8 protein-coding genes and 1 pseudogene are annotated in these 9,188 nt (G+C 61.2%); 1 reads left to right on the top strand and 8 read right to left on the bottom strand.

All coding sequences use genetic code 11. The features are described from left to right. Positions 1 to 347, bottom strand: a pseudogene (locus J0I64_RS06330) (proline--tRNA ligase); the annotation flags it as partial. A gap of 295 nt (positions 348 to 642) precedes the next feature. Between J0I64_RS06330 and J0I64_RS06335 the strand changes: the two are divergent. Then, entirely contained in the window at positions 643 to 966 is a 324-nt protein-coding gene (locus J0I64_RS06335; protein ID WP_291406756.1) for an MmcQ/YjbR family DNA-binding protein, read from the top strand. 83 nt (positions 967 to 1,049) lie between these two features. Here the strand turns inward: J0I64_RS06335 and J0I64_RS06340 are convergent, their stop codons facing one another. The 7 genes from J0I64_RS06340 to J0I64_RS06370 form a co-directional block, all read right to left on the bottom strand. After that, positions 1,050 to 1,301: a DUF1467 family protein gene (locus J0I64_RS06340; protein WP_291406757.1), complete on the bottom strand. Its 252-nt coding sequence runs from the start codon at positions 1,299 to 1,301 to the stop codon at positions 1,050 to 1,052. 117 nt (positions 1,302 to 1,418) lie between these two features. After that, a complete protein-coding gene (locus J0I64_RS06345) occupies positions 1,419 to 3,092 on the bottom strand; it encodes a ribonuclease J (RefSeq protein ID WP_291406758.1) in 1,674 nt (557 codons plus the stop codon). A gap of 72 nt (positions 3,093 to 3,164) precedes the next feature. Next, the gene (locus J0I64_RS06350) at positions 3,165 to 3,995 is read right to left on the bottom strand and encodes a biotin--[acetyl-CoA-carboxylase] ligase (RefSeq protein ID WP_291406759.1); all 831 of its coding nucleotides are present in this window, start codon (positions 3,993 to 3,995) and stop codon (positions 3,165 to 3,167) included. After that, entirely contained in the window at positions 3,996 to 5,441 is a 1,446-nt protein-coding gene (gene nuoN, locus J0I64_RS06355; RefSeq protein ID WP_291406760.1) for an NADH-quinone oxidoreductase subunit NuoN, read from the bottom strand. It abuts the gene before it with no gap. A 9-nt stretch (positions 5,442 to 5,450) separates the two neighbouring features. Then, positions 5,451 to 7,034, bottom strand: a complete 1,584-nt coding sequence (locus J0I64_RS06360; protein WP_291406761.1) for an NADH-quinone oxidoreductase subunit M — start codon at positions 7,032 to 7,034, stop codon at positions 5,451 to 5,453. After that, a complete protein-coding gene (gene nuoL, locus J0I64_RS06365; RefSeq protein ID WP_291406762.1) occupies positions 7,034 to 9,082 on the bottom strand; it encodes an NADH-quinone oxidoreductase subunit L in 2,049 nt (682 codons plus the stop codon). The genes J0I64_RS06360 and nuoL overlap by 1 nt, the downstream gene beginning before the upstream one ends. Before the next feature lie 10 nt (positions 9,083 to 9,092). After that, the coding region (locus tag J0I64_RS06370) for an NADH-quinone oxidoreductase subunit K (protein WP_366933702.1) at positions 9,093 to 9,188 on the bottom strand (96 nt) is incomplete at its 5' end.

The following is a 9,188-nucleotide window of genomic DNA, read 5'->3' on the forward strand; positions in this document are numbered from 1 at the left end:
TCGGTGATCATTTCCTCATTGGTCGGGCCATAGAGGAATTCGCGCTCGTGACGATCTTCGATGCGCAGCATTTCCTTGCCGTAGGCATCGTAGCGACCCGATTCGCGCCAGAGATCGGCGGACTGGATGGTGGGCATCAGAAGCTCGACCGCGCCGGAGCGGTTCTGCTCCTCTTCAATGATCTTCTGGACCTTCATCAGGACCTTGTAGCCGAGCGGCAGCCAGGAATAGAGGCCTGAGGCCTGCTGGCGGATCATGCCTGCACGCAGCATAAGCCGATGCGAGACGATCTCGGCTTCCTTTGGAACGTCGCGCAGAACCGGCAGGAAATAGCGGGAAAGGCGCATGGGAACTCCGAAATTCTTGGCTTCGACTCAGACTTTTGTTGATGCCCACTCAGAGCCCAACCGTCCATACGTTTCAAGCATGCAAGCTATGCAGAATCTACGTGACAGGATGAAAAACTGTTGTTAGGTTTCCGTCACAATAAAGCGAAGGCGGTGCAACCGCTATCGGTCGACAACGTCAAGGGAGGAGCGTTGGCCGCACGCTGTAGAGCGAGCCTAAGACCAACGTATTGTCGATTCAACTAATCAAGCAGGGCCTATGGCCCTGCTTTTTTGTTTTAGGGATCAAGGCACTATGGTGGACGCCGAAAGCTTTACGCGAATTGCCCTCGCCCTGCCGGACGCGACAAGCGCGCCGCATTTTGATCGCACGGCGTTCAAGGTGAAGCGCACTTTTGCAACGCTCGCCGCGGATGCCCTCAGCGCAAACCTCAAGCTCACTCCGGATGAGCAGGAATTCAAATGCCAGCTCGCGCCGGACCTGTTTGAAGCTATTCCGAATGGTTGGGGACGGCAGGGCTGGACGACTATGAGTCTGGCAAAGGCGACGGAAGAAGACGTCGCCGCAGCACTGGCCATGGCGCATGTGCATGCGGTGGGCAAGGCGAGGAAGAGTTAGGACGTTCAGGCAGGCACCGAACGTCCGTCGCTGCCACCGGAGTTCATTGCCGGGACAAGCCAGGACCGTTGAGGACGCCTGCCCTAGCGGTTCCAGTATGCCATCAGCATTTCGTTGCTGAGAGCCCAGAAGAGCAAGGCCGTGGCGACAATCGCTACACCAGTAGCGAGCAGCAGCTTGAACGGAAGGCGCGCGGCAACAGGGGCACCAGGATCGCCGCCGGCGACGATATCCGTGCCAGTCTCGTGGTGACTTTGCGCGCCGATCGGTAGCACCGCCACGAAGGAGAGCCACCAGACAACGAAGAAAACCGCAATGAGCGAACCGAATTGCATGCTGTCATCTAGTCCTAAAAAGGGGCGGCGCGAAAGTGTCTGACTGTCGCACCCGCCCGTTTCGTGAGCAATCGGGACGCATCAGAAATTCCTGCCGCGCCGCCATTGCAGGCAAGCCTATACGCGGTGAACGAAGACGTTGACGTTTGGCTTGCGGCCCCAAAAACCATTCACTTCGTTGCGGATGGCCTTGAAGAGCGCCGAAGAGAACACATCGGGGTCCGTGCGGCGCTTGGGCGGCAGGCTCTTGATGGTATTGGTCACGGTGTCTTCGACGAGCTCAACGAGCGACTCGTCTTCGGTCTCGGGCAGGCCTTCGATGACATAGTCCGGGCCGGAGACGACCTGGCCGTTGGAATTGACTGCGAGGCTAACGATGACCATGCCGCCGAAGGAGAGGCGACGGCGCCCCTTTACGCCCGATTCCTCCGGCGTGCAGAGCACGAGGCCGTCAAGATAGAGTTCGCCGGTGCGGACTTCGGCGGGATAGGCCATGGGCTCGGGGAAGAGCCGGACCATATCGCCATTGCGGGTTTCACAGACGTTGGGAATGCCTTCTTCGCGGCCAAGCTTGGCGTGGGCAGCGAGATGGGTCGCTTCACCGTGCACGGGAACGAGGACCTGCGGCTTGACCCAGGAATAGAGGCGGCGCAGCTCGTCCCGGCGCGGGTGGCCGGTGACGTGAACGAGCGCGTCGTTCTGGGTGATGACCTCGATACCCTTGTCGATCAGCAGGTTCTGGATGTCGATGACCTCGCGCTCATTGCCCGGGATGGCCCAGGACGAGAAGATCATGCGGTCGCCGGCGTTGAGATCGATAACCGGGTGCTCGCCGCGGGCAATGCGGGCGATGGCAGCGCGGGCTTCGCCCTGGCTGCCGGTGCAGATCAGCACGCACTTGTCGCGCGCGATGGTCTTGTAGGCATCCTGATCGTGCAGCGTCGGCAGGCCCTCGAGCATGCCGAGTTCCTTGGCGATGCCCATGATGCGGTGCAGCGAGCGGCCGGAGAGGACCACCTGGCGCCCAGCCTGGTGGGCGGCGCGGACGATGGAGACCACGCGGCCGACGTTGGACGCGAAGGTCGTGACAGCAACACGGTTAGGCGCTTCGGCAATAAGAGCAGCGAGCGTGGCACCGACTTCGGCTTCGCTCGGGCTTTCCCCGTCCTTGAGAGCATTGGTGGAATCGCAGACCAGCGCCAGCGGCAGATCGGACTCGGTGCCGATGGCCTTGAAGCGTTCCACATCGGTGGGGGCGCTGACGACGGGCGTGGGATCGAGCTTCCAGTCACCCGTATGCAGCACGCGGCCGATCGGGGTGGTGATCAGGATGCTGTTGGATTCAGGGATCGAGTGGGCGACGTTGATCGCTTCGATCGTGAAGGGGCCGAGTTGGAACGGCTTGCCCGTGCGCATGATGCGGACGTCGACGTTTTCGACGATGCCGTCCCCTGCTCGCTTGGCGGCCAGCATGGCAGCGGTGAAGGGCGTTGCGTAGACCGGCTTGTCGAAGACGGGCCAGAGATCGAGCACGGCGCCGTAGTGGTCTTCGTGGCTGTGGGTGAGGATCAGGGCTAGTACGTCATCAGCATTTTCCTCGAGAAATTCGGGGTTTGCCATGATGAGCTCAATGCCCGGCAGGTCCGGACCGCCGAAGCTGACGCCGCAATCGACGACGATCCACTTGCGGGATTTTTCGGGGCCAAAGCCATAGGCGCCCATGTTCATGCCGATCTCGCCGACGCCCCCGAGTGGAACGAAGACGAGTTCATCCCTTTGGTTCTTAGCCATAGGTTATTCTTTTCCTTTATGTGCCTGACGCCAAACGGAACTTTGGTCGTCGGTCGCCAGGCGAGTCTGTGGTCAGCTTCGGGCGCTGGCCGTTGCCCCAAAATGCACATCGCCGGCCGTGATCACGATCCGCGCGCCATCATCGTCGCGCATGACCAGTCGACCGGACGAGTCGATGGTTTCAAATATTCCACGCCGGACCAAGCCGTCCTGTGTGACGGCGACGGGCGCGCCGATGCCAGCGGCAGAGCCCCGCCACTGGTTCAGAATCTCGGCGATACCGACGCCATCGTTCCAGAGGGCGAAGGCATCTACCCAAGCTTCCGAGAGCGCCTCAAAAACGTCTTCGGCACGGCGATCGTAGCCGAGATCTCTAAGGCTGGTAGCGGGATAGGGCAAACCGGTGGGCGCTGCAATGACATTGACGCCAATGCCGATGACGATTGCGTGGCGGCCATCGGACGTCTTGCCCATTTCCAGCAGGATGCCGGCGACCTTGGCTCCGTCAGCAAGGACGTCGTTGGGCCACTTTAGCGCCACGCGGCCGGAGCCGTTCATGGCATCAGCGCCGTCGATACCGATGCGAACGGCGCCCCTGGGCAGGATCTGCGCGAAGGCGTTCTGCATAGCGACACCGGCGACAAAGCCCAGCGTTGCCAAAACATTAGTTTCAGCGTCGGGAACGATAAGGAGGCTGGCGGCCAGGTTGCCGGAAGGGCTTTCCCAGGCGCGACCGCGGCGGCCACGGCCGGCGGTCTGCTTGAGAGCGGCGAACCAGATACCGCCGGGATCGCCCGCGGCTGCGGCCGCGAGCGCCTCTGCATTGGTAGACCCTATTTCATCGAACCCGGCCAGCCGGTAACCGGCAGACCGGGCCTTTGGGCCGAGTGAAAACTCAGACACCTAGAACAGGCTTCCAGCGGCAATGTGTGCCCAATTGGTTAGCACACTGCCAACGGTGAAGTAGTAAGTGACAACCAGGAAGGCACTCGCCCCGAGAATGATGTTGAGTTCATTCGGGACGGCGATGAACGTAGCCTTGGGCTCGTCGAAGTACATCGTCTTGACCACGCGCAGGTAGTAGTACGCGCTCACAGCCGAAGCCAGCATACCGATGACCGAGAGGACATAGAGGTTGGCTTCGATGGCGGCGAGGAAGACGTGCCACTTGGCGAAGAACCCGGCGAGCGGCGGCATGCCGATCAACGAGAACATCAGGATTGCCATGATGGCGGCAACGTAGGGACGCGTCTGGGCGGCACCGGCGAGGTCTTCGATGTTCTCGACGTAGCCTTCTTCAGTGCGCAGCGACAGGATGCAGGCGAAGAGGCCGGCAGTCATGACGACGTAGATCGCCATATAGATCGCGACGCCCTCGACGCCAACCTGGGTGCCCGACGACAGACCGACGAGCGCGAAGCCGACGTGACCGATCGAGGAATAGGCAATAAGGCGCTTGAGCGACTTCTGCCCGATGGCCGCGAATGCAGCCAGCACCATGGAGGCGATCGAAAGGAAGATCACGACCTGCTGCCAATCGTGGGAGATCGGCTGGAAGGTGTCCATGACCAGGCGGATCATCAGCGACATGGCGGCCACCTTGGGAGCCATGGCGAAGAAGGCCGTAACCGGGGTCGGAGCGCCTTCATAAACGTCCGGCGTCCACATGTGGAACGGCACGGCCGAAATCTTGAAGGCAACGCCTGCGAGCAGGAAGACCATGCCGAAGACGAGACCGATAGAGCGGCCTTCCATGGCGATGGCACCGACGATGTCGGAAAGGTTGGTATGGCCGGTGAAACCATAGACCAGCGACGCGCCGTAGAGCAGCATGCCCGAGGAGAGCGCACCAAGGACGAAGTACTTCAGGCCCGCTTCAGAGGCGCGCTTGTCGTCGCGCTTGATGGCGGCCATGACGTAGAGCGCCAGGGACTGCAGTTCAAGACCGATATAGAGGCTCATGAGGTCGTTGGCCGACACCATGATCATCATGCCCAGCGTCGAGAGGACGGCCAGGATCGAGTATTCGAACTTGTGGACCCCGTTTGCCTCGGAGTTCGGCATGGCGAGGATGAGCGAGAGCGCAGCACCGCCAAGAACTAGCAGCTTCATGTAGCGGCCGAAGGCGTCGGCAATAAAGACGCCATTGAACAGCACCCCATCGGAGGGGTTCAGGATGGCGACGAGACCGGCGGCGGCAATCAGCAGGACTGCGAGCCAGGAGATGAGGACCGACCGCTCCTTGTTGATGACGACGCCCAGGATCACAAGGACCAGGGCGCCAACTGCCATCAGCAGCTCAGGATAGGCTGGCGCAACGCTCGCGAAATCAACGATGTCAGAGTTCACGATGCTCTCCTAGTGCGCAGCAGGCTCGGCCGCATGTTCGGCGGCCGGCTGGGCCTCGCCCGTGGGCGCGGCGTATTCGAGGGGTGCCCGGGCATCAGCCAGGGAAACGGCGGGGTCGAGGCCGACGGAGGCGGCGTAGTGGGCCACCAGATTGTCGACAGCGGCGGCCGTCGTGTCGAGGATCGGCGCGGGATAGAAGCCGAACACGATGATCAGGATGATCAGCGGGTAGAGCACGATCTTTTCGCGCAGGTTGAGGTCGAGAATGCCCTTGAGGCTTTCCTTGGTCAGCGCACCGAAGATCACGCGGCGATAGAGCCACAGAGCGTAACCGGCGGACAGGATGACGCCGAAGGCGGCACCGAAGCCAACCCAGGTGTTGACCTGGAAGACACCGATCATGGTGAGGAATTCACCGACGAAGCCCGAGGTGCCCGGAAGGCCGACGTTCGCCATGGTGAAGACCATGAAGGCGAAGGCGTATTTCGGCATGCGCTCGACAAGGCCGCCATAGGCCTCAATGTCGCGGGTGTGCATGCGGTCATAGATGACGCCGACCGAAAGGAAGAGCGCGCCGGAAACGAGACCGTGCGAGATCATCTGGAACATGGCGCCCTGGATGCCCAGAGCGTTGCCCGCGAAGATACCCATGGTCACGAAGCCCATGTGTGCGACCGACGAGTAAGCAATCAGCTTCTTGATGTCGGTCTGAACGAGGGCAACCAGCGAGGTGATGATGATGGCTGCGACCGAGAGCACGAACACGAAGTTCGAGAGCTGAGCCGAAGCATCGGGGAACATGGGCAGGCTGAAGCGCAGGAAGCCGTAGCCGCCAAGCTTGAGCAGGATCGCCGCCAGAATGACGGAACCGGCAGTCGGGGCTTCCACGTGGGCTTCAGGCAGCCAGCGGTGGAACGGCCACATCGGCATTTTCACCGCCAGCGAGGCGAAGAAGGCCAGCCAGAGCCAGATCTGCATGTTCTGCGGGAACTGGTGGGTCAGGAGGCGCGAAATGTCGGTGGTGCCGGCATTCCAATACATGGCCATGATGGCCAGGAGCATCAGAACCGAACCGGTGAAGGTGTAGAAGAAGAACTTGTAGCTCGCCTGGATGCGGCGCTTGCCGCCCCAGATACCGATGATGAGGAACATCGGCAGCAGAGTGCCTTCGAAGAAGACATAGAACATGGCGAGGTCGAGCGTGGTAAACACGCCGATCATGAGGACTTCCAGGATCAGGAAGACCAGCATGTATTCCTTGACGCGCTTCTCGATCGCTTCCCAGCTCGACAGGATACAGAACGGCATCAGGAGAGCCGAGAGCACCACGAAGAGCACGGAAATGCCGTCAACGCCGACGCGGTAACCGATGCTATCGCCCAACCAGTTGTAGTTGACCACGAACTGGAAGCCGGGATTGGAGGCGTCGAAGGCTGCCCAGAGCCAGAGCGAGAGGGCGAAGGTGACGAGCGTCGTCACCAGGGCCGTCCAGCGAATGGCATTGAGCGCGGTCTTGGGGGTGACCAGAACCAGTGCCGCGCCGAGGAGCGGCAGGAAGGTCAGGATCGTGAGGATAGAGTTCTCGAAGGTCATCAGATCAGTCCCCCGGCCGTAATGGCCCAGGTCAGAAGCGCTGCCACGCCGATCAGCATGGCGAAGGCATAGTGATAGAGGTAACCGGACTGGAGCTTAACGACCCAGGAGGTGACGTTCTGAACCCGACGGCCGAGGCCCTCGGCGATCTTGCCGTCGACCAGCCAGTCATCGAACCCATGCCAGATGGCGCGACCGATCCAGAGCGCAGGGCGCACGAAGATCCGGTCATAGAGCTCGTCGAAGTACCACTTATTGAGCAGGAACTGGTAGAGCCCCGGATTGGTGGCTGCCAGCTTGCCCGGGATATCCGGACGACGGATGTACATGTACCAGGCGGCGACGAAGCCGATGATCATGGACACCGTGGCGCTCCACTTCACCCATGTCGGAACATGGTGGGCGGCTTCGATGATATCGTGATCCACGAAGATCGCGCCGCTGAAGAAGTGCTCGATGTGCTCAACGTCATGGAAGAACATGCCATAGAAGACAGCGCCCGCAAGGACCGCACCGACAGCCAGCACATAAAGCGGCACCAGCATGACGTTGGGCGATTCATGAGCGTTGTCGTAGGCCGAGCCGTGGTGACCGTGCCCGTGGTCATCATGGGCGTGATCGTCGTGACCGTGAGCGCCTTCGCGCGGCGTGCCGTGGAAGGTCAGGTGCACCAGGCGCCAGGAATAGAAGCTCGTGAACAGAGCCGCGATGACCAGGAGCCAGAAGGCGAAGCTGCCGATATTGCCGCCGACCGCATAGGCCGCCTCAATGATCGAGTCCTTGGAGAAGAAGCCGGCGAAACCGAAATTGGTGCCCGGGATGCCGACGCCGGTGAGAGCGAGGGTACCGATCATCATCATCGCATAGGTGATGGGGATCTTCTTCCGAAGGCCACCCATGTTCCGCATGTCCTGCTCATGGTGCATGGCGTGGATGACCGAGCCGGCACCGAGGAACAACAGAGCCTTGAAGAAGGCGTGGGTGAAAAGGTGGAAGACACCGGCCGAGTAGGCCCCTGCCCCAAGCGCGACGAACATGTAGCCCAGCTGCGAACAGGTCGAGTACGCGATGACGCGCTTGATGTCGTTCTGGACCAGGCCAACCGTCGCCGCGAAGAAGGCGGTGATGGCGCCGATGACGATCACGACGTTCAGGGCGAACGGCGAGAGTTCGAACAGCGGCGAGAGGCGAGCGACCATGAAGACGCCTGCGGTGACCATGGTGGCGGCATGGATGAGCGCCGACACAGGCGTCGGGCCTTCCATAGCGTCGGGAAGCCAGGTGTGCAGAAGAAACTGCGCCGACTTACCCATGGCGCCCATGAAGAGCAGCAGGCAGATGACGGTCATCGCGTCCACGTTCCAGGACAGGAAGCGGATGATCGGGAGGCCGGTGGTCGCGAATTCGTCGGCGGCCGTAAAGGCACCGTCAAAGTCGATATGGCCGAGCACGAGGAAGGCACCGAAGATGCCGAGGGCAAAGCCGAAGTCACCAACGCGGTTGACGATGAACGCCTTCATGGCGGCGGCCGTGGCCGACGGCTTGGTGTACCAGAAGCCGATCAGCAGGTAGGACGCCAGACCCACGCCTTCCCAGCCGAAGAACATCTGCAGGAAGTTGTCGGCCGTCACCAGCATGAGCATGGCGAAGGTGAAGAGCGAGAGATAGGCAAAGAAGCGCGACCGATGCGGATCGTCGCTCATATAGCCGATCGAGTAGATGTGGACGAGCGCCGACACGGTGTTCACGACCACAAGCATGATGGCGGTGAGCGTATCGACACGCAGGGTCCAGCGCAGATCCATGTCACCGACCTGGATCCAGCGCATCACTTCAACCTTGAGCACTGCCGTGTGGCCATCGCCCACAGCACCGACAAGGCCGTCACCAAAGGCGACGGGGATGAAGACGACCCAGCTCAGCACGGCTGCAATGATCAGCAGGCCAGTGGTGAGGAATTCGCTCGGCCGGTGGCCGATCGAGCGGCCGAGAAGCCCGGCAACAAGCGCCCCGATGAGGGGCAGGAAGACAATCGCCTGAATGATCATAGCGTCAGCCTCAGCCCTTCATCATATTGGCATCTTCAACCGCGATGGAGCCACGGTTGCGATAGAAAATAACCAGGATGGCCAGACCGATGGCGGCTTCGGCAGC

The sequence above is a fragment of the Devosia sp. genome (assembly GCF_017307565.1).
In the GTDB taxonomy this organism is placed as follows: Bacteria; Pseudomonadota; Alphaproteobacteria; order Rhizobiales; family Devosiaceae; genus Devosia.

Bases quoted from the DNA above. Each gene is read 5' to 3' on its own strand.
- nuoL (WP_291406762.1), bottom strand. From the start codon at position 9,082: ATGATCATTCAGGCGATTGTCTTCCTGCCCCTCATCGGGGCGCTTGTT.
- J0I64_RS06335 (WP_291406756.1), top strand. From the start codon at position 643: ATGGTGGACGCCGAAAGCTTTACGCGAATTGCCCTCGCCCTGCCGGAC.
- J0I64_RS06340 (WP_291406757.1), bottom strand. From the start codon at position 1,301: ATGCAATTCGGTTCGCTCATTGCGGTTTTCTTCGTTGTCTGGTGGCTC.
- J0I64_RS06360 (WP_291406761.1), bottom strand. From the start codon at position 7,034: ATGACCTTCGAGAACTCTATCCTCACGATCCTGACCTTCCTGCCGCTC.
- J0I64_RS06345 (WP_291406758.1), bottom strand. From the start codon at position 3,092: ATGGCTAAGAACCAAAGGGATGAACTCGTCTTCGTTCCACTCGGGGGC.